Consider the following 21,775-nt stretch of genomic DNA (forward strand, 5'->3'; position numbering starts at 1 on the left):
CGTGTCGGCAGCGGCACGCTTCGTCCCACCCGTAGCGTCTGTCCCATGCAGAGAGGTTGACATAATCATCAACCTTAACGTGAGGGTTAGACTTCACAGCTTTACCTCGAGAGGCACACACCATGGCGGTCCAGAACTATCTGGCGGTGATCAAGGTCGTCGGCATTGGCGGCGGCGGAGTCAACGCCGTCAATCGGATGATCGAGATCGGCCTCAAGGGCGTCGAGTTCATCGCGATCAACACCGATGCTCAGGCGCTCCTGATGAGCGACGCCGACGTCAAGCTCGACGTCGGTCGCGACTCGACCCGGGGCCTGGGCGCCGGCGCGAATCCTGAGATCGGCAAGCAGGCGGCAGAGGATCACGCCGAGGAGATCGAGGCTGCCATCCGCGGCGCCGACATGGTCTTCGTCACCGCCGGCGAGGGCGGCGGTACCGGCACCGGCGGCGCGCCCGTGGTGGCCCGCATCGCTCGCTCGCTCGGCGCGCTCACGATCGGTGTCGTCACCCGTCCGTTCAAGTTCGAGGGCCGCAATCGCTCCAACCAGGCCGATGACGGTATCCAGGCGCTGCGCGACGAGGTCGACACCCTCATCGTCATCCCCAACGACCGGCTGCTGTCGATCAGCGATCCGAACGTCAGCCTGCTGGACTCCTTCCGACAGGCCGACCAGGTGCTGCACCAGGGCGTGTCAGGCATCACCGACCTGATCACCACCCCCGGCCTGATCAACCTCGACTTCGCCGACGTCAAGTCGGTCATGTCCGATGCGGGGTCGGCGCTCATGGGCATCGGGTCGGCCCGGGGTGAGCACCGTTCGGCCATCGCTGCCGAGTCCGCCGTGTCCAGCCCGTTGCTGGAAGCCTCGATCGAGGGCGCCCGCGGCGTGCTGCTGTCGATCTCGGGTGGGTCCGACCTCGGGCTGTTCGAGATCAACGAGGCCGCTGGTCTCGTGGCCGACGCCGTGCACCCCGAGGCGAACATCATCTTCGGTGCGGTGATCGACGACGCGCTGGGCGACGAGGTCCGGGTCACCGTGATCGCTGCCGGATTCGACGGCGGCGAGCCCAAGACGCGCGACGCCCACCAGCCGGCCCTGCTCAAGGAGGTCGACAGGGTCGAGCCGCCCGCGGCAGCTCCCGCGGGTTCACCGCCTCAGTCGTCCTCGCCCCCGCCGCCGTCGGCGCGTCCGGCCCCGAGCTATCCGCCGGACCCGCACCTCGACTCGCCGCGCCGCGACCTCGGTGCGCCCGAACGTCGCGACTCCGAGCGTCGCGATGCGGACCGTCGGTCCGACTCGTCCACGCCGTCCGGCGCTGTGCTCCCCGAGTCGCCGTCGGTCGACTACGACGACGACCTCGACGTTCCGGACTTTCTGCGCTGAGTCGTTCGTGCGGCACGAGACGTAGGCTGAGGTCGTGTTCTGGCATCGTGAATCGACCGGGCAGGTCGAGGTGGCGTTCACCGACCGTCATGGGGGACACAGCGATGGTCCGTTCACCTCGCTGAACCTCGGCAGCTCGGCCGGTGATGGTGATGACATCGTCGTGCGCAATCTCGCGGCTCTGTCCGAGGAGCTCGGCGTCGAGGGCCTGCATGCGATGTCGCAGGTCCATGGCGCCGAGGTCGCGTACGCAGACACCATCCGAGCGCACGGCTCGGGGACCGTGCCGGTCTGCGATGCGCTGGTGACCGACCAGATCGGGGTCCCGCTGCTGGTCCGGGTCGCCGACTGCGTGCCGGTGCTCCTGGCCGATCCCGACACCGGGCTGGTGGGCGCGGCCCACGCAGGTCGCGTCGGCATGGTCGGCGGTGTCGTGCCTGCGCTCGTCTCCGCGCTGCGCGACCGCGGAGCCGACTTGGTACAGGCCTGGATCGGCCCACGGGCCGGGGGCTGCTGTTACGAGGTGCCCGAGCAGATGGCCGACGAGGTCGAGGCTGCGGTTCCGGGCACCCGGTCCACGACCACCTGGGGCACCCCGTCGGTCGATGTCGGCGCCGGAGTGGTCAGCCAGCTGACCGACCTGGGCGTCGAGGTGATCGACCTCGGTGCCGACACCTGCACCATCACCGACCACGACCTGTTCTCCTATCGTCGTCAGGGCACGGCATCGGGTCGCATCGGTGGCATCGTGGTGCTGCGATGAGCCGCCGCGACGAGATCGCGGCCGGTCTGGCCGAGACCGAGCAGCGGATCCAGTCGGCCTGCGATGCTGCGGGCCGCGATCGGGACGAGATCACGTTGATCGCCGTCACCAAGACCTACCCGGCCTCCGACGTCGAGCTCCTCGCCGAGCTCGGTGTCACCGAGGTGGGGGAGAACCGCCACCCCGAGGCCGGTGACAAGCACGCCGAGGTCGCCGCCGCGCTGACCTGGAACTTCCTGGGCGGGCTGCAGACCAACAAGGCCGGCGCGGTCACCCAGTACGCCGACGTGGTGCACAGCGTCGATCGAGCCAAGCTGGCGCGGTCGCTCGACCGCGGCGCGGAGTCGGCGGGTCGGGTGCTGGGGTGTCTCGTCCAGGTCGACTTCGACACGACCGACCCCGGACGATCGGGCGTGACTCCCGACGCCGTGGCCGACCTGGCAGACCTGATCGCCGGCGCCGACCACCTGCGCCTCGACGGCCTCATGACCGTCGCGCCGCTCGGTGTCGAGCCTCGACCATGCTTCGACCAGCTGGTCGCGCTCGGTGCAACGCTGCGCGAGACACACCCCGGTGCGGCCATGATCTCGGCCGGGATGAGCGCCGACCTCGAAGATGCCGTGCACGCCGGTGCGACACACCTGCGTGTCGGGCGCTCGATACTCGGAGATCGGCCCGTCGCAGGCTAATCTCACTAGTGTCATTTAGTCACATCTAACACACCACGGAGTTCCCATGGCTGGCGCAATGCGTAAGGTCGGCGAGTACCTCGGCCTGGTTGAGCAGGGTGAGTACGACGAGTACGACACGGAGTACGACACTGATCCCCACGATGGGCGAGCTGTCGCCGAGCCGGCCAAGTCGGCGCCCTCGCGGCCCGCGCCCGTGGCCAGCATCGAGGAGCGTCGCTCCGAGCGCCGTCAGGAGCGTCGGCCTGCCGCCTCCCCGGTCAGTGCTGCGTCCGTCTCCAGCGACTTCGCCCGCATCGAGACCGTCACGCCGCGCACCTACAACGATGCGCGTACCGTCGGCGAGCACTTCCGTTCCGGCGTCCCGGTCATCATGAACCTGTCCGAGATCGATGACGACGACGCCAAGCGGCTCGTCGATTTCGCGGCCGGCCTCATCTTCGCGGTGCACGGCACCATCAATCGGGTCACGTCCAAGGTCTTCTTGCTGTCTCCGGCCAACGTCACGGTCACAGACGAGGACAAGCACCGTTTGGCATCGGGCGGGTTCTTCAATCAGAGTTGAGTCATGACCACCCAGGCCATCGGCAATTTCCTTCTGTTCATCCTGTGGGTGGCCATCGTGCTGCTGCTCGCCCGCTTCGTGCTCGACTGGGTGCGCATGCTGGCCCGTTCGTGGCGTCCCACGGGTCTGGTCGCGGTACTGGCCGAGGGCATCTACGCAGTGACTGATCCGCCGTTGCGCAGCCTGCGCCGGGTCATCCCGCCGATCAGGCTCGGCGGAGCAGCCCTGGATCTGTCACCCATGGTCCTGCTGTTCGCGCTGTACATCTTGATGGGTGTCGTGCGCGCCATCTTCTGACCGACGCGTGACCGGCCCTGTCATTGCAGTGCGTCTGCAGGGCGCTCGTGCGTGTTCAGAGACGTATGTGGCAGAAGTGACTCCCGGCAGAGTACGCTGAACACTCAATAGTCCGCGAGGACTGCTCCGACTACCGAGGTGAATCAATGCCATTGACGCCAGAGGACGTGCGCAACAAGCGCTTCACGCCCGTCCGTCTTCGTGAGGGTTACGACATGGGCGAGGTTGATCAGTTTCTCGATGAGGTCGAGGCAGAGCTCGAGCGCCTCACCGTCGAGAACGAGGAGCTGCGCGCCAAGGTCGCCGCAGCCTCCAGCGGTGAAGCCACCGGTCTGATCCCCGCCCTCGAGTCGAACCCGACCCCCACTCCCGAGCCCGAGCCCGTCGTGCAGGCGGCGCCGGAGCCCGAGCCCGAGCCCGAGCCGGAGCCCGCCCCCGAGCCAGTCGTCGAGACCCCGGCCCCGGTGGCCGTGGCCGAGACTCCTGCGCCGCGGCCCAGCATGGGCGATGCGTCGTCGGCTGCGGCTCGTCTGCTCGAGATCGCCTCCAACAACGCCGACCAGCTCATGGACTCGGCCAAGGAAGAAGCCGACCGCGTGGTTGGCGAGGCCCGCACCAAGGCCGAGCGTCTCACCAACGAGGCGCGTGGCAAGGCCGATCGCCTCGAGACCGACGCCCGCATCCGCGCGCAGAAGCTCGATGAGGAGACCAACGAGCGTCGTCAGCAGGCCGTGGCCACGATCGAGCACGAGCGCTACGAGATCCAGCGCGAGGTCGAGCACCTGCGCGCCTACGAGCGTGAGTACCGGGCACGGCTCAAGAACTACTTCCAGAGCCAGCTCGACCAGCTCGCCGCGAACGAGAGCACCAACTCCGAGCCGGTCACCGCACCGGCCGAGTCCGGCCCGCGTCGTCTGCGTTCGCTCCTGGGCGAAGAGGACTCGTACTGAGTCACGTCTGAACAGTCGTCGAGGACGCCCCCACCCGCACGCTGGGTGGGGGCGTCCTTGCGTGTCCGGGGCCCGATACGCCTCCTTCGACGCAGTCAGACAGGGAACGTTCAAGTAGCACCACGGAGTGGCGATTTGTGTTCACTGCATCGCGGGTTTAATCTCCCGGCATGCCAAAGACGAAGCTCGCGGTGCTGGCCGACGAGAACCCGTGGACAGCCGCGGAGACCACCGAGGTGCGCACCGAGCTCGAAGCCGACCGTGAGCGCCTGACGCGCGAGCTGTCGATCTCGGCCAAGGGGCTGCAGGACCTGCTGCGCGACAACGTCGACGGCGCGGGCAACGACCAGGCCGATGTGGGCTCCAAGGGCCTCGAGCGCGACGCCGAGATGTCGCTGGCGGCCAACCAGCGCGAGCTGCTGCTGCAGACCGAGAAGGCACTGCGCCGACTCGATGACAGCTCGTACGGCGTGTGCGAGTCCTGTGGTGAGCCAATCGGCAAGATGCGGCTCATGGCGTTCCCGCGTGCCACCCTCTGCATGCCGTGCAAGAAGCGCGAAGAGCGCCACTGACCACGGCAGGTCCCCTGACCAACCGGGTACCTCCAGCATGGGACGATGGAGGGGTATCGCCACGCAGGATGCGTGGGGAGCACCACTGAGTCCGCAGGGAGAACCCGCCATCACCGAACCCACCGAGTCGTCGGCCGCCCCGCGCAGTGCCGCCCCGAACAGTGCCGTGCGCCTGTTTGTCGTCGTGGCAACCGTGGTGCTGGTGATCGATCAGGTCACCAAGGTGCTCGCGGTCGAGTTCCTCGAGGGCGAACCCTCATCGACGCTGATCCCCGGTCTCCTGGACCTGACGTTCCTGCGCAATCCGGGTGCCGCGTTCGGGCAGGGCTCATCGATGACCATCGTGCTGACACTGATCGCGATCGTGGTCGCCGCCGTCGTGGTCCGCATGGCCGCTCGGCTGCGCGACCGCGGCTGGGCAGTGGGCCTCGGCCTGCTGCTGGCCGGTGCGGTCGGCAACCTGGTCGATCGCCTGTTCCGTGAGCCCGAACCGCTGCGTGGTCAGGTCGTCGACTTCATCGACTACGGACCGTTCGTCGGAAACGTCGCCGACATCGCCCTCACAGTGGCTGCCGTCGTGATCGTGTGGCGCACGGTCCGTGGCGTGGCCATCGACGGCACCAAGGAGACCCGATGAGCTCATCGACCGACGACTCCACCCCTCTGGAGCAGAAGGTGTTCCACGTTCCGGAGGGGCTGGCCGGCGAGCGGGTCGACAGCGCCGTGGCCCGGTTGCTGGGACTTTCACGCACCCGGGCCAGCGAGCTGGTCTCGGGCGGACACGTGCTGCTGGATGGCTCCACCCCGGCGAAGTCCGAGCGCGTGGAGTCCGGGGCCCTGCTCGAGGCCACCATCCCGGCGCCCCGCACCGCGACGGTCGTGGCCCACGAGGTCGAGGGCATGCAGATCGTGCACCAGGACGAGGACATCGTCGTGGTCGACAAGCCGGTCGGCGTGGCGGCTCACCCGAGCGTGGGCTGGAGCGGACCGACGGTGCTGGACCACCTGGCCGGCGCGGGCGTGCGCATCTCCACGTCGGGCGCAGCCGAGCGCCGGGGCATCGTGCACCGTCTCGACGTCGGCACCAGCGGGCTGATGACGGTCGCCAAGTCCGAGCACGCGTACACCGTGCTCAAGCAGGCCTTCCGCGACCGGGTCGTCGACAAGACGTACCACGCGTTGGTGCAGGGCCATCCCGATCCGCACACCGGCACGGTCGACGCGCCCATCGCGCGGCACCCCAGGCACGACTTCAAGTTCACGGTCAAGGCCGGCGGGCGAGCGAGCATCACCCACTACGAGACGCTCGAGGCCCACCGGTTCGCGAGCCTGCTGACGATCAAGCTTGAGACGGGCCGCACCCATCAGATCCGCGTCCACATGAGCGCGCTGCACCATCCGTGCGTCGGCGACCTCATGTACGGGGCCGATCCGTCCCTGGCCGACCGGGTCGGTCTGCAACGGCAGTGGTTGCACGCCAAGGGGCTGGGCTTCACGCATCCGAGGTCGGGCGAGTGGGTCACCTACTCCTCTGCGTATCCCGACGATCTCGTCGCTGCCCTGGAGGTCGTCCGCACTCCCTGAGCCACAGATGGGAAGATGTCGCACATGATTCCCGTGGTGCGTCAGTCCGAGAAGCTCAGAGATGTGTTGTACGACATCCGAGGTCCCGTCGCCGCTCGCGCCAACGCCCTCGAGGCCGAGGGTCACCGCATCCTCAAGCTCAACATCGGCAACCCGCAACCCTTCGGATTCGACGCCCCGGCCGAGATCCTGCAGGACATGATCGCCGGGCTGCCGGCCTCGGCGGGCTACTCGGACTCGCGCGGCATCCAGTCCGCCCGACGTGCCGTCGTGCACCACTACCAGCTTCAGCCGGAGTTCCCCCGCATCGACATCGACGACGTGTGGATCGGCAACGGTGTCTCCGAACTGATCCAGATCGCGCTGCAGGCCCTGCTGGACAACGGCGAAGAAGTCCTGATCCCGGTGCCCGACTACCCGTTGTGGACCGCGGTCACGAACCTCGCCGGGGGAGTCCCGGTGCACTACCGGTGCGACGAGGACAACGAGTGGAACCCCGATCTGGCCGACCTGGAGTCCAAGATCACCGACCGCACCCGCGTCATCGTGGTGATCAACCCCAACAACCCGACGGGCGCCGTGTACTCGCGCGAGACGCTGGTGGCGATCGCCGAGCTGGCCCGCAAGCACGACCTGATCGTCATGGCCGACGAGATCTACGACAAGATCCTGTACGACGACGCCGAGCACATCTCGATGGCCAGCATCGCACCCGACGTGCTGACCCTGACCTTCAACGGCCTGTCCAAGGCCTACCGCGTCTGCGGCTACCGAGCAGCCTGGCTGGTGCTGACCGGCCCCATAGAGCGGGCCCGCGACTATCTCGAGGGCATCACGCTGCTGTGCTCGATGCGGTTGTGTCCCAACGTGCCGGCCCAGAACGCCATCCAGGTGGCGCTCGGCGGATACCAGTCGATCAATGAGCTGGTCCTGCCAGGCGGTCGCCTGATCGAGCAGCGCGACACCGCGGTGACCGAGCTGCGCAAGATCCCCGGAGTCAGCGTGGTGCAACCCAAGGGAGCGCTGTACGTGTTCCCGCGGCTCGACCCGGAGGTGTATCCGATCAAGGACGACCAGCAGCTCGCGCTCGACCTCCTGGAGTCCGAGAAGATCCTCATCACCCAGGGCACCGGCTTCAACTGGCCAGACCCGGACCACCTGCGCATCGTCACGCTGCCGTGGTCGCGCGACCTGGCCGAGGCGATCGGCCGGCTGGGCAACTTTCTGTCCAGCTACGAGCAGACCTGAGCGGGCCTCAGGAACCGCCGCCTCGGCCAGATCGACGCACGTCGCGCGAGCCCGTTCTGGTCGATCTCGGCCAGCCGGTCCGCAACCTCCACACCCGCGCGGCGTGCGTGGTCGAGGGTCTCGCGCAGCTCGTCGAAGTGCTGGGTCCAGGTGCGCTCGAAGCCGTCGCTGCTGCCGACCCGCTCGTCGTCGGGCAGCATCCGCCCTTCCCGGATGCCCAGGCGGATCTCGCGCAGCTGGTCTGCGACCTGATCGATGGACTGGGCGGCGTCGCGCACGTCCTGGGCGACCATTCGGATGTCCTCGGGACCGGAGATGATGCTCGGCTGGTCTCCCGCGTTGCCGTCGAGGTCGACGGCCTCTGCGGCCAGTACGCTCTTGTCCCGACGCGGCAGGTGCTCGGCCATGTCCTCGTCCGCGCGGTGGACGCGGCGCATCGACTCGGTCAGCTCATCGAGCAGCGCATCGACCTGGTGGCGGTACTGGGTCATGGCCCGGTCCACTTCGCCGTCCACCAGCGTGGCGCCCTCCTGGACCTGACCGCCTTGATTGCCGTCCTGGTCGGCCGACTTCTTGGCATCGCGCTTGCCCTGCTCGCCCTCGAGGGCCGCCCGCAGCTCGTGTCGAGCCTGACCCCATCGTGAGCGCAGCTGGTCGAGGTTGCCGTGCGCATCGGCCAGCAGATCGGCCGAGAGGGCAGAATTCACCTGCGGTTCGAGGTCCGGCAGTAAATTGTGTCGGTGGGCTCGGCCATGATGATCTCCACACGTCCGATTCACCGAAAGGCACGGCATGACCGACATGATCAAGGCCACGGGCCTCGTCAAGAGGTACAAGGAGCTCGAGGCGCTCTCGAACCTCGATCTCACGGTGCCCGAGGGCACCGTCCTGGGGTTGCTCGGTCCCAACGGAGCGGGCAAGACCACGGCCGTCCGGATCCTGGCCACGTTGCTCCTGGCCGACGAGGGCAGCGCCACCATCGCCGGCATCGACGTGCGCACGGACCCCGAGGGCGTGCGCCGCAACATCGGCCTGTCCGGCCAGTACGCCGCGGTCGATGAGTACCTCACCGGTTACGAGAACCTCGACATGGTGGGCCGGTTGTACGGACTCGGCCGAGCCCAGTCGTCGCGCCGCGCACGCGAGCTGCTCGAACGGTTCGGGCTGTCCGACGCCGGCGACCGCCCGTCCAAGACCTACTCAGGCGGCATGCGCCGCCGCCTCGACCTCGCGGGAGCGCTGGTGGCCTCGCCGCCGGTCCTGATCCTCGACGAGCCCACCACAGGGCTCGACGTCCGCAGCAGGCAGCAGATGTGGGACGTGATCCGCGACCTCGTGTCGTCGGGCTCCACGCTGCTGCTCACCACCCAGTACCTCGAGGAGGCCGACCTGCTGGCCGACGACATCGTGGTCATCGACCACGGCCGGGCCATTGCGCAGGGCACCGCCGATCACCTCAAGGCGCAGACCGGTGGCGAGCGCATCGAGCTCGTCCTGGTCGACGCCGCTCATCGCGAGCAGGCGCAGGTGATCCTCGGCAAGGTCGCCACCGGCGACATCCGGGTCGAGGCGAACGGGCGAACTCTCACCGCCGGCGTGGACGGCGGCACCACCCAGCTCATGCGCGTGCTCGCCGACCTCGAACAATCGGCCATCAGCGTGCTCGACATCGGCTTGCGCCGGCCCACCCTCGACGACGTCTTCCTCACCCTGACCGGCCGCGCGGCCCAGGCTGAGGACGATCCGTCCGATGCAGACTCACCATCCGCCGACCAGGAGGCGTCATGACCAGCACCGAGCCCGATCCGACCACGCAGCCATCGTCCTCGCGGCAGGTCAGACCCCCGGCGTCGTCGCCGCAGGTCAGTACCGAGGCGGTCACCGGACTGGCCAAGGTCGCCAGTGACGGCTGGGTCGTGGCCAAGCGCAACGTCATCAAGATCATCCGGGTCCCCGAGATCCTGGTCTTCGTGCTGGTCTCGCCCATCATGTTCGTGCTGCTGTTCGCGTTCGTGTTCGGCGGCGCCATCTCCGTGCCCGGCGAAGTCAACTATCGCGAGTTTCTCGTCCCGGGCATCTTCGCGCAGACCGTCGTCTTCGGCGCCACGTTCACGGGAGTGGGTCTGGCCGAGGACATGCAGAAGGGCATCATCGACCGGTTCCGGTCGTTGCCGATGTCGAATTCGGCGGTGCTGGTCGGGCGCACCACGTCCGACGTCATCTACAACGTCCTGAGTCTGATCATCATGGCGCTGACCGGACTGCTGGTGGGATGGCGCATCCGCGAGGGCATCTTCGACGCGACCATCGCGTTCTTGCTGCTGCTGCTGTTCGCGTACGCGGTCAGCTGGATCATGGCCTGGGTCGGCCTCATCGTGCCGAGCGTCGACGTCATCAACAACGCCTCGTTCATCGTCATCATGCCGCTGACCTTCGTGTCCAACGCCTTCGTGCCGACCGAGTCGTTCCCGACCGGGTTGCGCCAGTTCGTCGAGTGGAACCCGGTCTCCACCCTGACCCAGGCCTGTCGCGAGCTGTTCGGCAACGTCGCGACCGACGGTCCACCCCCGGGGTCGTGGGCCCTGCAGAACCCGGTGCTCTACACCGCCTTGTGCAGCCTCGCCATCGTCGCGATCTTCCTGCCGCTGTCCGTGCGCCAGTACCAGCGGGCCAGCAGCAAGTAGGTCCGTTGCCGGGTGGTCCGGGGCGTCGCGGCGTGCCGCCTCAGAGCCTCGGTCCACTGACGTACGCTGACACTCTTCCCCGATTCCACCCCCTTCTCAGGAGGCCATCCCAGCAATGGCGAGTGACTCGTCCTTCGTGCATCTGCACGTCCACACCGAGTACTCGATGCTCGACGGCGCCTCCCTGCTCGACGGGTTGTTCGAACGCACCGCGGACCTGCAGATGCCCGCCATCGCCATGACCGATCACGGCAACGTGCACGGTGCGTTCGATTTTTGGAAGAAGGCGCGCGCCCACGACATCAAGCCGATCATCGGCATGGAGGCGTACGTCACGCCGGGCACGCACCGCTCGGAGCGCAAGCGCGTCCGGTGGGGCAAGGGCGATGCCAGCGAGGAGGGCGGCAACGACGTCGCCGGCGGTGGCGCGTACACCCACATGACCATGCTGGCGCACTCCACCGAGGGCATGCACAACCTGTTCCGGCTGTCCTCGTACTCCAGCCTCGAGGGGTTCTACTACAAGCCGCGCATCGACCGTGAGCTGTTGCACCGGTACTCATCGGGCATCATCGCCACCACCGGCTGCCCGTCCGGTGAGATCCAGACGCGTCTGCGCCTGCGCCAGTACGACGAGGCCAAGCGCGCCGCCGGTGAGCTGCAGGAGATCTTCGGCCGCGAGAACTTCTTCCTCGAGCTGATGGATCACGACATCGCGATCGAGAAGGTCGTACGCGACGACCTGCTCAGGCTCGGCCGTGAGCTCGACATCCCGCCGGTCGCGACCAACGACTCGCACTACAACGCACCCGAGGACGCCGACGCCCAGGATGCGCTGATCTGTGTCGCCTCGGGCAAGACGCTGTCCGACCCCAAGCGTCTCAAGTTCGACGGTGGCGGCTACTACATCAAGTCTGCGGCCGAGATGCGTGCGCTGTGGGAGGACACCAACGGCATGAAGGAGGCGTGCGACAACACGCTCCTGATCGCCGAACGCTGCGACATGGACTTCACCGAGTCCACCGGCGGCTACATGGCCAAGGCCGACATCCCGGCCGGGGAGACCGAGGAGAGCTGGTTCGCCCGCGAGGTCTGGCGCGGCATCGAGTCGCGCTATCCCGGCGACAAGCTCACCGACACCGTCCGCGCCCGCGTCGAGATGGAGCTCGACGTCGTGCGTGCCAAGGGCTACTGCGGCTACTTCCTGGTGGTGGCCGACTTCATCGGCTGGTCCAAGGACAACGGCATCCGCGTCGGCCCCGGCCGTGGATCAGGTGCCGGCTCGATCGCCGCCTACGCCCTGCGCATCACCGACCTGTGCCCCCTGACGCACGGCCTGATCTTCGAGCGCTTCCTCAACCCCGAGCGCCCGTCGATGCCCGACTTCGACATCGATTTTGACGAGCGGCGTCGCGCCGAGGTCATCCGCTACGTCTCGGACAAGTACGGCGCCGAGCGTGTCGCCATGATCGCCACCTTCGGTCGCCTCAAGGCCAAGGCGGCCATCAAGGACGCCAACCGGGTGCTCGACTACCCGTTCGGCATGGGCGAGAAGATCACCAAGGCGTTGCCCGCCGACGTGATGGGCAAGGGCGTGGCCCTGTCGAAGATGTTCGACTCCTCCGGCGACCGCTACGGCGACGGCAAGGAGTTCCGCGAGCTGCACGACTCCGACCCCGAGGTCCGCAAGATCTACGACACGGCGCTCGGCCTGGAGGGCCAGATCCGCCAGGCCGGTGTGCACGCGGCCGGTGTCATCATGAGCAGCGACCCGCTCATCGACATCGTGCCGATCATGAAGCGCGAGGCCGACGGCGCGATCATCACCCAGTTCGACTACCCGATGTGCGAGGCGCTCGGGCTGGTCAAGATGGACTTCCTGGGGCTGCGCAACCTCACGGTGCTCGACGACGCGCTCGACAACATCTCGCGCAACCGCGGTATCGAGCTGGTGCTCGAGGACCTCACCTTCGACGACCCGGTCACCTTCGAGCTCCTCTCGCGCGGCGACACCCTCGGGGTGTTCCAGCTCGACGGCGGACCCATGCGTGCGCTGCTGCGCAGCATGAAACCCGACTCCTTCGAGGACATCTCGGCCGTCGGCGCGCTCTACCGGCCCGGTCCCATGGGCGCGGACTCGCACAACAAGTACGCGCGTCGCAAGAACGGCCGCGAGCCCATCGAGCCCATCCATCCCGAGCTCGAGAAGCCCCTGGAGACCGTCCTCGGTGAGACCTACGGCCTGATCGTGTACCAGGAGCAGGTGATGGAGATCGCCCAGGTGCTCGCCGGGTTCAGCCTCGGTCAGGCCGACATGCTGCGGCGCGCGATGGGCAAGAAGAAGAAGTCCGAGCTCGACAAGCAGTACGCCGGATTCCAGGGCGGCATGCTCGAGCGCGGCTACTCCCAGCAGGCCATCACGCAGCTGTGGGACGTCCTGCTGCCCTTCTCGGACTACGCGTTCAACAAGGCGCACTCCGCGGCCTACGGCGTCATCTCGTACTGGACCGCATACCTCAAGGCCAACTACCCGGCCGAGTACATGGCGGCCCTGCTGACCAGCACGCGCGGTGACAAGGACAAGTCGGCCATCTACCTCAACGAGTGCCGGCGCATGGGCATCCAGGTGCTGCCACCGGACGTCAACGAGTCGATCTCCAACTTCGCGTCGGTCGGGACCGACATCCGTTTCGGCATGGGCGCGATCCGCAACGTCGGCGAGAACGTGGTCGCCGGCATCGTGGCGGCCCGCGAGGCCAAGGGTGCGTTCACCGACTTCACCGACTTCATGGACAAGGTGCCGCTGCACGTGTGCAACAAGCGGGTCGTCGACTCGCTGATCAAGGCCGGCGCCTACGACTCGATGGGCCACCAGCGACGAGCGCTCACGACGGTCGCCGAGGAGGCGGTGGATCAGTACATCGACCTCAAGCGCAGCGCCGCGATCGGCCAGGACTCGCTGTTCGGTGGCCTCGACGACGGCTTCACCGGTGTCACGGTGCGGGTGCCGGTGATGCCGGAGTGGGAGAAGTCCCAGCTGCTCTCGCTCGAGCGGGACATGCTCGGCCTCTACGTGTCGGACCACCCGCTGCTCGGCCTCGAGCACGTGCTGCGGGCCGCCAGCGACACCACGATCGGCGAGCTGCTCTCCGACACCGACCGCGACGGCGCCACCGTCAAGATCTGCGGCCTCATCACCGGCGTCCAGCGGCGCATGTCCAAGGCGGGCAAGACGTGGGCGTCCATCACGGTCGAGGACCTCGAGGGAGCCGTGCAGGTCATGGTCTTCCCGGCGGTCTACGAGCTCGCTGGTCCGGCCCTCGTCAACGACGCCATCGTCGTGGTCAAGATGCGGGTCCGCAGCAAGGACGACGGGCTCGACCTGCACGCCACCGAGATCACCTTGCCGCCCATCGACACCGCACGGGCCGACGCACCCGTCGTGGTGACCATGCCGGTGGCGCGGTGCACCACCGACACCGTCGGCTCGTTCAAGCAGATCCTCGCCGCGCACCCGGGCGGGTCGGAGGTGCACCTGCGGCTGCACAGCAACAGCGGCGTCAAGACCATGCGACTCGATGCGGGCCTGCGGGTCTCGCAGTCCTCGGCCCTGGTGGCCGACCTCAAGGAGCTGCTCGGCCCGGGTTGCCTGGCATGACGCGGGCGTCCGGGGCCCGTCGTGTCAACGAGGTGCGGTGGCTCCTGATCTCGATCTCCGCAGGTCTGCTCGGCATCGTCAGCGGCGTCGTGTGGGCCCAGTTGGCCGATCCGGCACGCTGGGAGGTCCGGGAGACCGGCATCGTCCTGACCGAGGACGCCTCACGCGGACAGTTCTCGGTGATCGTGGTCTTCACCCTGATCGGCGTGATCGCCGCCCTGCTGTGGGCGGCCGCGATGACCCTGCTGGCACGCCACGGCGGGTGGTTGCTGGTCGCCAGCGTGGCCGTCGGCTCCACCCTGGCCGGGGTGGTGGCCTGGCAGGTGGGCATGCTGCTGGGGCCTCCGCCGCCCGAGTCTGTGACCGGTCTGGCCCTGGGCGACCGGGTTCCCGACGAGCTCCGCGTCGACGGCATCGCCCCGTTCCTGGTGTGGCCCATCGCCGCACTGGTCGGAGTTCTGCTCGGTACCTGGGGCCAGACCGGTCTGGACGAGGATCAGGACGAGACCGAGGCGGCCACGGCTCCGGTCGTCGACACCAGGTCCTGAGGCGACAGCTCGATCTCCAGACCTCGCCGCCCGCCGGAGACGAACACCGTGGCGTGGCTCAGGGCGCTCGAGTCCACCACGGTGCGGTGGGGTTGGCGCTGCCCGAACGGTGAGATGCCGCCCAGCACGTACCCGGTGGCTCGCTGCGCCATCTGCGGATCGGCCATCTGCGCTCGCTTGCCGCCCAGCGCGGCCGCCACGGCCTTCAGGTCCAGCTGTGTGGTGACGGGAACCAGCGCGGCCACCGGGTCAGCGCCGTCGACCTGCACCATCAGCGTCTTGAGCACGCGCTCCGGTGAGACGTCGAGTGCCGCAGCAGCCTCGACGCCGTAGCCGTCCGACCGCGGATCGTGCGTGTAGGTGTGGGTCGTGTGCGGCACGTCGGCTCGCTGCAGGGCGGCGAACGCCGGGGTGGGAGCCGCGGCGCGCGGCGGCTTGCGAGTGGCCACGCCGATACCGTAGCGGTCTTTCGTAGACTGATCCTCGTGATGCGACGTCTTGACCTGCGGTCCCTCGATCCGGCACCCGAGGAGTGGGCGACCGCCTACGGCAGTGCCGTGCCAAGGGCCGAGGTCGATGTCGACTCCGCCCTCGCCGCCGTGCGCCCGATCTGTGAGGACGTGCGCCAGCGTGGGGTCGAAGCCGTACTCGATGCGGGGGAGCGATTCGACGGCGTGCGCCCCCAGACCCTCCGCGTTCCACAGCAGGCTCTGGCCACGGCTCTGGCCGAGCTCGATCCGGCGATCCGCGCCGGCCTGACCGAGTCGATCCGCCGGTTGCGGCAGACGTCGGAGGCCGAGCTGGAGAGCAGCGTCATGACCCGGACGGCCGATGGAGCCACCGTCGAGCGGCGCATCGTGCCGATGCAGCGGGTGGGTCTGTACGTGCCCGGCGGCCTCGCGCCCCTGCTGAGCTCGGTCGTGATGAACGCAGTCCCCGCGCAGGTCGCGGGTGTGCAGGGCATTGCGCTGTCCAGTCCGCCGTCCAAGGACCACGGCGGACTGCCACACCCGTCGATCCTGGCGGCCTGCGCGCTGCTGGGCATCGATGAGGTCTACGCCGCCGGCGGCGCCCAGGCCATCGCGATGCTCGCCTACGGCGCGGGGGAGTGTCGGCCGGTCAATCTCGTCACGGGGCCGGGCAACATCTACGTGGCCGCGGCCAAGCGTCACCTCGCCGGCACGATCGCGATCGACAGCGAGGCCGGTCCCACCGAGATCGCCGTGATCGCTGACGACACCGCGGACGCCGAGTTCGTCGCGGCGGACCTGGTCAGCCAGGCCGAGCACGACCCCATGGCCGCATCGGTCCTGATCACGAACAGCGAGGATCTGGCGGCCCGCGTGGACGACGCGCTCACCGAGCTGGTCGACGCAGCACCGCACGTCGAGCGGATCCGGACCGCGCTGAGCGGTCGGCAGTCGGCGACCGTGCTGGTGCGCGATCTCGACCAGGCCGTCGCGGTCGCCAACGCCTACGCCGCCGAGCACCTCGAGATCCAGACCGCCGACGCCGCAGGCGTGGCGGCGCGCATCGTGAACGCGGGGGCGATCTTCGTGGGGCCGTTCACCCCGGTGTCGCTGGGCGACTACGCCGCAGGCTCCAACCACGTGCTGCCCACGGCCGGGTGCGCGTGCCACTCCTCGGGTCTGTCCGTGCGTGCGTTCTGCAAGAACATGCAGGTCGTCACCTACTCCGAAGCAGCGCTGCGCGAGGTCGGCGGCCACGTCGTGACCCTCGCCAACGCGGAGAACCTGCCCTCGCACGGCAACGCCGTGACGGTCCGGCTCGACCGGTGAGTGCACCGGACTGGGTGCCACTGCGCGAGGAGCTGCGCGACGCCGAACCCTATGGCGCGCCGCAGCTGGACCTGCCGGTGCAGCTCAACACCAACGAGAACCCGTACGGTCCCAGCGCCGAGACGGTCGCGTCCATCGCCGGAGCAGTCGCCGAGGCCGCGGCAGACCTGAATCGTTATCCCGATCGCGAGGCCACCGTGCTGCGCCAAGGCCTGGCCGACTACCTGGGCCGCGATCTCGAGGGGGGCGTGCGTGTCGAGCAGGTGTGGGCCGCCAACGGGTCGAACGAGGTGATGCAGCAGATCCTGCAGGCCTTCGGTGGACCGGGACGCACGGCGGTGTCCTTCGCACCCACCTACTCGATGTACCCCGAGTACGCGCGCAACACGCACACGCGATGGGTGGCCGGACAGCGCCGCGAGGACTTCGGCATCGACGTCGAGGCCGCAGTGGCGCTGGTCGTGGCCGAGCAGCCCCATGTCGTGCTGCTCACCTCGCCCAACAACCCCACCGGCACCGCCCTGCCGCTGGACACGGTGCGGGCCATCTGTGAGGTGGCGCCCGGCATCGTGGTCGTCGACGAGGCGTACGCAGAGTTCCGGCGTGCCGGTACGCCGACCGCGCTCGAGCTGTTGGCCGAGTACCGCTGCCTGGTGGTCACTCGCACCATGAGCAAGGCCTTCGCCTACGCCGGTGGTCGACTCGGCTACCTCGCGGCCGACCCGGCGATCGTCGACGCGGTGCGCATCGTGCGGCTGCCATATCACTTGTCGGTGGTGCAGCAGGCCGCCGCGACCGCGGCGCTCGGCCACGCCGAGGAGCTGCTGGCCCGTGTCGACGACCTGCGGGTCACCCGCGACGAGCTCGCCGCGTGGTTGACCGGGGCCGGATACGACGTCGCGGAGTCCGATGCCAACTTCATCCTCTTCGGTCGCTTCGAGGACCGGCACGCCGTCTGGCAGGGCCTCGTCGACCGCGGAGTGCTGATACGCGAGACTGGTCCCGACGGATGGCTGCGCGTCTCCGTCGGCACGCCCGAAGAAGTCTTGGCATTCCGCCGCGCCCTGCAGGAGGTGAGCTCATCATGACCCGTACCAGTCGCATCGAGCGAAGGACGTCTGAGTCCCACGTCGTCGTCGAGCTGGACCTCGACGGCACCGGCTCCCACGACATCTCCACCGGGGTCGGTTTCTACGACCACATGCTCACCGCGTTCTCGCGGCACTCGCTGATCGATCTCACGGTGCGGGCCGAGGGCGATCTGCACATCGACGCCCATCACACCGTGGAGGACACCGCCATCTGCATCGGCGACGCCCTGCGCGAGGCGTTGGGAGACAAGTCGGGCATCACGCGCTACGGCGACGCTCTGGTGCCGCTCGACGAGGCGCTGGCCCAGGCCGTCGTCGACGTGTCCGGTCGCCCGTACTTCGTGCACTCCGGCGAGCCCGAGCGGCAGATCACCGCCATCATCGGCGGCCAGTACTCCGGGTCGCTGACCGGTCACGTGCTCGAGTCCATCGCGCACCACGCCGGTGTCACGATGCACGTGACTCTCATCGACGGACGCGATCCGCACCACATCGCCGAGGCCCAGTTCAAGGCCGTCGCCCGCGCCTTCCGCCAGGCCGTGGCGATCGACCCGCGCGAGTCGGGTGTGCCCAGCACCAAGGGCGCCCTGTAGTGGCGCCGTGCTGAATCGCGCCGGGTCCGCGCTGCCACGCGTGGCGGTACTCGACTACGGGTCCGGCAACCTCCGCTCGGCGGTGCGTGCGGTCGAGCGCGCCGGCGTCGAGGTCGAGCTCACCAACGACCCCACCGTGGCTCTGGAGGCCGATGGCCTGCTCGTTCCCGGTGTGGGGGCGTTCGAGGCCTGCATGCGCGGCCTGGTCGCGGTGGACGGCATGCGAATCATCGAGCGTCGCCTGATCGCGAACAAGCCGGTGCTGGGAATCTGCGTGGGCATGCAGATCCTGTTCGGCACGGGCATCGAGCACGGAGTGCGGACCGAGGGCTGCGGCGAGTGGCCGGGGACGGTCGAGCGGCTGCAGGCGCCCGTCGTGCCGCACATGGGCTGGAACACGGTGGGAGCCGCCGACGGTTCACGGATGTTCGACGGCATCAAGGACGAACGGTTCTACTTCGTGCACTCCTACGGCGTGCGCGACTGGGTGCTCAGCCGGCCGCCGTCGCACCCGTCCGCCACCGTGACCTGGACGGGCTACGGCGATGACCGCTTCGTGTCGGCGGTCGAGGACGGTCCGTTGTGGGCGACCCAGTTCCACCCCGAGAAGTCCGGTGACGCGGGGCGACGACTGCTGGAGAACTGGATCGGAACCTTCGCGGCGTGAGCCTCAGGGCCTGAACAGATCCGTGATGCTCTGCAGTCGTCGGTCGATCTCGTGCTGCAGCTGGTCGGTCGAGAAGCGGTCCGGCACCGTGATCGACTGCAGCGTGAGGCCGTCGATCCAGGCGTGCAGGCTGGCCGCCTCGGCTTCCAACGGCTCGGACCAGGCAGTGTCATCCGATGGTGGTGGGGGCTGACCGGTCTGGTCGGCCACGACCATCCGGGAGAGACGGCGGGTGTCACGCCACGCCGTGTCACGCATGGTGGTGAGGAACGGGTCGTCGTCGGGCTCCACGAGCACGGCCAGCCAGGCTCGAACCTCACCGGTGCGCTGGGTGTCGAGGGGGAGCAGCTGCTCGATCAGGATCCGCGATCGTGCAGGGCCCGGTGGCAGGTCCTGCACGATCGTGCGGGCGCGAGCACCGATGGCATCGAACATCGCCTCGGCGGCGAAGTGCAGCAGAGCCTGCTGGGTCGAGAAGTAGTAGCGCACCGAACCCAGCGACCAACCGGCTTCGGCCGCGACCGACCGGGCGCTGGCACCTGTCATCCCGTCGCGGGCGATGACCCTCCACAGGGCCGCCGCGATCTCGCGGCGGCGCTCGGCGTGATCGACGATCTTGGGCATTCTCCATTTTCGCACAGATGTGTTAAAAAGATGTCATGACGACGACGGTGCTCCTCGCCCTGGCCGGACTCGCGTTGATCGACAGCACGAGCATCGGCACCCTCGTGCTGCCGTTGTTGATGCTCGTTCACCCGCGCGTGCGTGCCGACCGGGTGCTGATCTACCTGGCCACGCTCGCGACGTTCTACCTCGCCCTGGGCGTCGTGATCCTGCTGGTGGGCGACACGGTCGCCTCGGCGGTGTCCTCACTGGACGGCAGCCGGGCGCTGGACTGGGCCCAGGTGGTCGTCGGGCTTGGGCTGCTGGTCGGCAGCTTCTGGCCCGACACCCCGTGGGCCAAGGCGGCCGCGCGAGAGCGTGCCGAGTCCGGTCGTCCGTCGCGCGCCCAGCGCTGGGTCGACACGATCGTGACCGGGGACGGCCGGGTCGCGACCGTCGCGGGCGTGGCCCTGGTCGCCGGGCTGATCGAGGCGGCCAGCATGCTGCCGTACCTGGGAGCGCTGGCGCTGATCGGCGCCAGCGGTGTGCCGCTCGCCGCGCAGATCGGGATCCTCGGGGCCTACAACCTCACCATGATCGTCCCGGCGCTGGCGCTCCTGGCAGCCCGCCTCGCCCTGCGCTCTCGGGCCGACGCCCTGCTCGAACGGGTCGCCGGGTGGATCGGTGATCGCGTCGGCGGCGCCATCTGGTGGGTCATCGGGATCGCCGGGTTCTTCCTGGCAGCCGATGCCGTCACCCGTCTGGGCCTGCTGGGCTGAGTCCTCGGTACGCTCGTCGTCGTGACTCTCGAACTCCTCCCCGCCGTCGACGTCGCCGAGGGCCAGGCCGTGCGCCTGGTCCAGGGCGAGCTCGGCAGCGAGACCGCCTACGGATCTCCCCTCGACGCCGCGCTGCAGTGGCAGAGTGACGGAGCGGAGTGGATCCACCTCGTCGACCTCGACGCCGCCTTCGGCAAGGGCTCCAACCGCGAGCTCCTCGCCGACGTGATCGGTCGACTCGACACCCAGGTGGAGCTGTCGGGAGGCATCCGCGACGACGCGTCGTTGGAGGCAGCGCTGGCGACCGGCTGCCGCCGGGTCAACCTGGGCACCGCGGCCCTGGAGAACCCCGAGTGGTGCGCCAAGGTCGTCGGCGAGTTCGGCGACCGCATCGCCGTCGGCCTCGACGTGCGCGGCACGACGCTGGCCGCCCGCGGCTGGACGCAGGAGGGTGGCGACCTGTTCGAGGTGCTTGAGCGACTCGAGCGCGACGGCTGCGAGCGCTACGTCGTCACCGACGTCACCAAGGACGGCACGCTCACCGGACCCAACCTCGATCTGCTGCGTCAGGTCTGCGAGCGCACCGACAAGCCCGTGGTGGCCTCCGGTGGCGTCTCCAGTCTCGATGACCTGCGTGCCATCTCCACCCTCACCGATGTCGGGGTCGAGGGCGCGATCGTCGGCAAGGCGCTGTACGCCGGAGCCTTCACGCTGCCACAGGCCCTGTCAGCGGTGTCCGAGGCCTGATCGCATGTCTGCCGGAGCCGCGTGGGAACGGTTCTCGGCGGATCCGCGCGCGGTCGCGACCACCGCGATGCGCGCCAGTGACGCTGACCGCGATCTCGCGCTGGAGGTGCTGCGCGAGGCGTTCGCCGACGGACGTCTGAGTCGTGACGAGTACGACGAGCGCACCGACGCGGCCCTCGCCATCCGTGTGCTCGGTGACGTGGTCCCGGTCTTGGGCGATCTCGTCCCGGTCGGCAGGGCGCCACAGCGCCGTCCCCGTGATGACCTGCACGACCAGGCGGTGTCGACGTATCGACGCGACCTGCGCGACGCACGCACCGGGTGGATCTTCGTGTCGGCGACGACGGTGGCGGTGTGGGGCGCCACCAGCATCGCTGGCGGCGGGCCGTACTTCTTCTGGCCGATCTTCCCGATGATCGGGGTCGGCATCGGGTGGTTCTCCATGCGCATGAACGCCGAGTCCCGCATCGAGGACCACGAGGAGAAGCTGGTGCAGAAGGCGCAGGAGCGCAAGCGACTCGAGGAGTAGCGGGCCGCGTCGGTAGGCTCGGCA

General features: G+C 68.6%; 24 protein-coding genes. 21 read left to right on the forward strand and 3 right to left on the reverse strand.

Annotated features, from left to right (window positions below):
* Positions 1-122 precede the first annotated feature (122 nt).
* The 10 genes from ftsZ (at position 123) to ACHAA3_RS11860 (ending at position 8,053) form a co-directional block, all read left to right on the forward strand.
* A complete protein-coding gene (gene ftsZ / locus ACHAA3_RS11815; RefSeq protein ID WP_435709217.1) occupies positions 123-1,385 on the forward strand; it encodes a cell division protein FtsZ in 1,263 nt (420 codons plus the stop codon).
* Positions 1,386-1,419: 34 nt separating this feature from the next.
* A complete protein-coding gene (gene pgeF / locus ACHAA3_RS11820) occupies positions 1,420-2,148 on the forward strand; it encodes a peptidoglycan editing factor PgeF (RefSeq protein WP_435709218.1) in 729 nt (242 codons plus the stop codon).
* On the forward strand, positions 2,145-2,837 hold the full coding sequence (locus ACHAA3_RS11825; protein ID WP_435709219.1) for a YggS family pyridoxal phosphate-dependent enzyme: 693 nt from the start codon (positions 2,145-2,147) through the stop codon (positions 2,835-2,837). Before pgeF ends, ACHAA3_RS11825 begins: the two co-directional genes overlap by 4 nt.
* A gap of 46 nt (positions 2,838-2,883) precedes the next feature.
* Positions 2,884-3,402 (forward strand): cell division protein SepF, encoded by a 519-nt coding sequence (locus ACHAA3_RS11830; protein WP_435709220.1) that lies wholly within the window; start codon positions 2,884-2,886, stop codon positions 3,400-3,402.
* A 3-nt stretch (positions 3,403-3,405) separates the two neighbouring features.
* Positions 3,406-3,699, forward strand: a complete 294-nt coding sequence (locus ACHAA3_RS11835) for a YggT family protein (RefSeq protein ID WP_435709221.1) — start codon at positions 3,406-3,408, stop codon at positions 3,697-3,699.
* 146 nt (positions 3,700-3,845) lie between these two features.
* On the forward strand, positions 3,846-4,649 hold the full coding sequence (locus tag ACHAA3_RS11840) for a DivIVA domain-containing protein (RefSeq protein WP_435709222.1): 804 nt from the start codon (positions 3,846-3,848) through the stop codon (positions 4,647-4,649).
* A gap of 170 nt (positions 4,650-4,819) precedes the next feature.
* Positions 4,820-5,221, forward strand: coding sequence for a TraR/DksA family transcriptional regulator (locus ACHAA3_RS11845; protein WP_435709223.1), 402 nt, complete (start codon positions 4,820-4,822; stop codon positions 5,219-5,221).
* Between the two features lie 37 nt (positions 5,222-5,258).
* On the forward strand, positions 5,259-5,858 hold the full coding sequence (gene lspA, locus ACHAA3_RS11850) for a signal peptidase II (RefSeq protein WP_435709224.1): 600 nt from the start codon (positions 5,259-5,261) through the stop codon (positions 5,856-5,858).
* Positions 5,855-6,805: an RluA family pseudouridine synthase gene (locus ACHAA3_RS11855; protein WP_435709225.1), complete on the forward strand. Its 951-nt coding sequence runs from the start codon at positions 5,855-5,857 to the stop codon at positions 6,803-6,805. The genes lspA and ACHAA3_RS11855 overlap by 4 nt, the downstream gene beginning before the upstream one ends.
* 24 nt (positions 6,806-6,829) lie before the next feature.
* Positions 6,830-8,053 carry a pyridoxal phosphate-dependent aminotransferase gene (locus tag ACHAA3_RS11860; protein ID WP_435709226.1) on the forward strand — a complete coding sequence of 408 codons (1,224 nt, stop codon included), beginning with the start codon at positions 6,830-6,832 and terminating at the stop codon, positions 8,051-8,053.
* Here ACHAA3_RS11860 and ACHAA3_RS11865 read toward each other — a convergent pair.
* The gene (locus ACHAA3_RS11865) at positions 8,038-8,760 is read right to left on the reverse strand and encodes a hypothetical protein (protein ID WP_435709227.1); all 723 of its coding nucleotides are present in this window, start codon (positions 8,758-8,760) and stop codon (positions 8,038-8,040) included. The genes ACHAA3_RS11860 and ACHAA3_RS11865 overlap by 16 nt on opposite strands.
* 85 nt (positions 8,761-8,845) lie before the next feature.
* On the opposite strand from ACHAA3_RS11865, the gene ACHAA3_RS11870 reads away from it, so the two are divergent.
* The 4 genes from ACHAA3_RS11870 to ACHAA3_RS11885 all read left to right on the forward strand — a co-directional run bounded on the left by ACHAA3_RS11870 (position 8,846) and on the right by ACHAA3_RS11885 (position 14,943).
* Complete coding sequence (locus ACHAA3_RS11870) at positions 8,846-9,841, forward strand: ATP-binding cassette domain-containing protein (protein WP_435709228.1); 996 nt, start codon at positions 8,846-8,848, stop codon at positions 9,839-9,841.
* Positions 9,838-10,737, forward strand: coding sequence for an ABC transporter permease (locus ACHAA3_RS11875; RefSeq protein ID WP_435709229.1), 900 nt, complete (start codon positions 9,838-9,840; stop codon positions 10,735-10,737). The genes ACHAA3_RS11870 and ACHAA3_RS11875 overlap by 4 nt, the downstream gene beginning before the upstream one ends.
* A 115-nt stretch (positions 10,738-10,852) precedes the next feature.
* A complete protein-coding gene (gene dnaE, locus ACHAA3_RS11880) occupies positions 10,853-14,395 on the forward strand; it encodes a DNA polymerase III subunit alpha (RefSeq protein WP_435709230.1) in 3,543 nt (1,180 codons plus the stop codon).
* Complete coding sequence (locus ACHAA3_RS11885; RefSeq protein ID WP_435709231.1) at positions 14,392-14,943, forward strand: hypothetical protein; 552 nt, start codon at positions 14,392-14,394, stop codon at positions 14,941-14,943. The genes dnaE and ACHAA3_RS11885 overlap by 4 nt, the downstream gene beginning before the upstream one ends.
* Here ACHAA3_RS11885 and ybaK read toward each other — a convergent pair.
* On the reverse strand, positions 14,892-15,392 hold the full coding sequence (gene ybaK, locus ACHAA3_RS11890) for a Cys-tRNA(Pro) deacylase (protein ID WP_435709232.1): 501 nt from the start codon (positions 15,390-15,392) through the stop codon (positions 14,892-14,894). The two genes, ACHAA3_RS11885 and ybaK, sit on opposite strands and share 52 nt — an antisense overlap.
* Positions 15,393-15,428: 36 nt before the next feature.
* Here ybaK and hisD point away from each other — a divergent pair, with 36 nt between their 5' ends.
* From hisD to hisH, 4 genes are read left to right on the forward strand one after another with little or no spacing between them, the layout of a single operon-like run.
* A complete protein-coding gene (gene hisD / locus ACHAA3_RS11895) occupies positions 15,429-16,742 on the forward strand; it encodes a histidinol dehydrogenase (protein ID WP_435709233.1) in 1,314 nt (437 codons plus the stop codon).
* On the forward strand, positions 16,739-17,830 hold the full coding sequence (locus ACHAA3_RS11900; RefSeq protein WP_435709234.1) for a histidinol-phosphate transaminase: 1,092 nt from the start codon (positions 16,739-16,741) through the stop codon (positions 17,828-17,830). The genes hisD and ACHAA3_RS11900 overlap by 4 nt, the downstream gene beginning before the upstream one ends.
* Positions 17,827-18,426 carry an imidazoleglycerol-phosphate dehydratase HisB gene (gene hisB / locus ACHAA3_RS11905; protein ID WP_435709235.1) on the forward strand — a complete coding sequence of 200 codons (600 nt, stop codon included), beginning with the start codon at positions 17,827-17,829 and terminating at the stop codon, positions 18,424-18,426. Before ACHAA3_RS11900 ends, hisB begins: the two co-directional genes overlap by 4 nt.
* 7 nt (positions 18,427-18,433) lie before the next feature.
* Positions 18,434-19,093, forward strand: a complete 660-nt coding sequence (gene hisH, locus ACHAA3_RS11910; protein WP_435709236.1) for an imidazole glycerol phosphate synthase subunit HisH — start codon at positions 18,434-18,436, stop codon at positions 19,091-19,093.
* Positions 19,094-19,096: 3 nt separating this feature from the next.
* Here hisH and ACHAA3_RS11915 read toward each other — a convergent pair whose 3' ends face one another.
* The gene (locus ACHAA3_RS11915; RefSeq protein ID WP_435709237.1) at positions 19,097-19,717 is read right to left on the reverse strand and encodes a TetR/AcrR family transcriptional regulator; all 621 of its coding nucleotides are present in this window, start codon (positions 19,715-19,717) and stop codon (positions 19,097-19,099) included.
* Between the two features lie 35 nt (positions 19,718-19,752).
* On the opposite strand from ACHAA3_RS11915, the gene ACHAA3_RS11920 reads away from it, so the two are divergent.
* Genes ACHAA3_RS11920 through ACHAA3_RS11930 form a run of 3 tightly spaced genes read left to right on the forward strand, consistent with a single transcriptional unit; the run spans position 19,753 to position 21,751 of the window.
* Complete coding sequence (locus ACHAA3_RS11920; RefSeq protein WP_435709238.1) at positions 19,753-20,475, forward strand: GAP family protein; 723 nt, start codon at positions 19,753-19,755, stop codon at positions 20,473-20,475.
* A gap of 21 nt (positions 20,476-20,496) precedes the next feature.
* Positions 20,497-21,222, forward strand: coding sequence for a bifunctional 1-(5-phosphoribosyl)-5-((5-phosphoribosylamino)methylideneamino)imidazole-4-carboxamide isomerase/phosphoribosylanthranilate isomerase PriA (gene priA / locus ACHAA3_RS11925; protein ID WP_435709239.1), 726 nt, complete (start codon positions 20,497-20,499; stop codon positions 21,220-21,222).
* Between the two features lie 4 nt (positions 21,223-21,226).
* The gene (locus tag ACHAA3_RS11930) at positions 21,227-21,751 is read left to right on the forward strand and encodes a DUF1707 SHOCT-like domain-containing protein (RefSeq protein ID WP_435709240.1); all 525 of its coding nucleotides are present in this window, start codon (positions 21,227-21,229) and stop codon (positions 21,749-21,751) included.
* The last annotated feature ends 24 nt before the right edge of the window (positions 21,752-21,775 follow it).

The sequence above is a fragment of the Aeromicrobium sp. CF3.5 genome, assembly GCF_051262695.1.
In the GTDB taxonomy this organism is placed as follows: domain Bacteria; phylum Actinomycetota; class Actinomycetes; order Propionibacteriales; family Nocardioidaceae; genus Aeromicrobium.

Coding starts and splice junctions, on each gene's coding strand:
- ftsZ (WP_435709217.1), top strand. CDS start 123: ATGGCGGTCCAGAACTATCTGGCGGTGATCAAGGTCGTCGGCATTGGC.
- ACHAA3_RS11825 (WP_435709219.1), top strand. CDS start 2,145: ATGAGCCGCCGCGACGAGATCGCGGCCGGTCTGGCCGAGACCGAGCAG.
- ACHAA3_RS11830 (WP_435709220.1), top strand. CDS start 2,884: ATGGCTGGCGCAATGCGTAAGGTCGGCGAGTACCTCGGCCTGGTTGAG.
- ACHAA3_RS11835 (WP_435709221.1), top strand. CDS start 3,406: ATGACCACCCAGGCCATCGGCAATTTCCTTCTGTTCATCCTGTGGGTG.
- ACHAA3_RS11840 (WP_435709222.1), top strand. CDS start 3,846: ATGCCATTGACGCCAGAGGACGTGCGCAACAAGCGCTTCACGCCCGTC.
- ACHAA3_RS11845 (WP_435709223.1), top strand. CDS start 4,820: ATGCCAAAGACGAAGCTCGCGGTGCTGGCCGACGAGAACCCGTGGACA.
- lspA (WP_435709224.1), top strand. CDS start 5,259: ATGGGACGATGGAGGGGTATCGCCACGCAGGATGCGTGGGGAGCACCA.
- ACHAA3_RS11855 (WP_435709225.1), top strand. CDS start 5,855: ATGAGCTCATCGACCGACGACTCCACCCCTCTGGAGCAGAAGGTGTTC.
- ACHAA3_RS11860 (WP_435709226.1), top strand. CDS start 6,830: ATGATTCCCGTGGTGCGTCAGTCCGAGAAGCTCAGAGATGTGTTGTAC.
- ACHAA3_RS11870 (WP_435709228.1), top strand. CDS start 8,846: ATGACCGACATGATCAAGGCCACGGGCCTCGTCAAGAGGTACAAGGAG.
- ACHAA3_RS11875 (WP_435709229.1), top strand. CDS start 9,838: ATGACCAGCACCGAGCCCGATCCGACCACGCAGCCATCGTCCTCGCGG.
- dnaE (WP_435709230.1), top strand. CDS start 10,853: ATGGCGAGTGACTCGTCCTTCGTGCATCTGCACGTCCACACCGAGTAC.
- ACHAA3_RS11885 (WP_435709231.1), top strand. CDS start 14,392: ATGACGCGGGCGTCCGGGGCCCGTCGTGTCAACGAGGTGCGGTGGCTC.
- hisB (WP_435709235.1), top strand. CDS start 17,827: ATGACCCGTACCAGTCGCATCGAGCGAAGGACGTCTGAGTCCCACGTC.
- ACHAA3_RS11915 (WP_435709237.1), bottom strand. CDS start 19,717: ATGCCCAAGATCGTCGATCACGCCGAGCGCCGCCGCGAGATCGCGGCG.
- ACHAA3_RS11920 (WP_435709238.1), top strand. CDS start 19,753: ATGACGACGACGGTGCTCCTCGCCCTGGCCGGACTCGCGTTGATCGAC.
- ACHAA3_RS11930 (WP_435709240.1), top strand. CDS start 21,227: ATGTCTGCCGGAGCCGCGTGGGAACGGTTCTCGGCGGATCCGCGCGCG.